Here is a 649-nt window from a genome sequence, read left to right as displayed (position 1 = left end):
CGCGGCTTGTAGGGCCGCGCCGGGATGACCGCCGTGTCGTAATGGGCGGCGAGATCGGCATAGGTCCGGTTGACCTTCGGCTCGTGGAAGCAGGCCCTGGCGATGCCTGCCCGGAGGTTGTCGCAGACCAGCTGCGCGGGCACGCCGCCGAAGAACTCCAGCATCCGGACATGGGCGCCGATCCAGTCGGACAGGCCCTGTGTCCAGACCGCCTCGACATAGGTGTAGCTCGAGGCGCCGAGCACCCCGACGAAGATCTGCGCCTGCCGGACCTCGCCGGTCTCGGGGCAGATCACCTCGACCGTGTCGCCCGCGAAATCGACGAAGGCGCGGTCGCCGGCAGCGTGATGCTGGCGCATGCTCGGCGCGAGCCGCCCCTCCCAGCGGCGGTAGAGGTCGCAAAACCGGCTGTAGCCATAGCCGTCGGCGGGATGTGCGGCGCGGTATTCCTCCCAGAGCAGCGACAGCGTCACGCCCTTGCGGCGGAGTTCCCGGTGGACATGCGCCCAGTCCGGCGGCGCCAGGCCGCGCCGCGTCGCGCCGCCCACCGGCTGGAACAGGCGCTGCTCCAGGTCGGCATCGCAGGTGCCCTCGGGCAGCGGCCAGGACAGCCCCGCCCGGTCCGCCCGCTTGAGGTAGTCGGACACGG

1 protein-coding gene is annotated in these 649 nt (G+C 71.5%); it reads right to left on the bottom strand.

The annotated features are described in order from the left end of the window. A partial coding sequence (istA, locus tag HCC78_RS33000) for an IS21 family transposase (RefSeq protein ID WP_172332878.1) occupies nucleotides 1–649 on the bottom strand: 649 nt, incomplete at both ends.

The organism is Mangrovicoccus sp. HB161399 (assembly GCF_013184745.1).
Taxonomy (GTDB): domain Bacteria; phylum Pseudomonadota; class Alphaproteobacteria; order Rhodobacterales; family Rhodobacteraceae; genus Mangrovicoccus.
The sequence above is the reverse complement of the archived record's forward strand: the minus strand, read 5'-3'. Positions and strand labels throughout refer to the sequence as shown.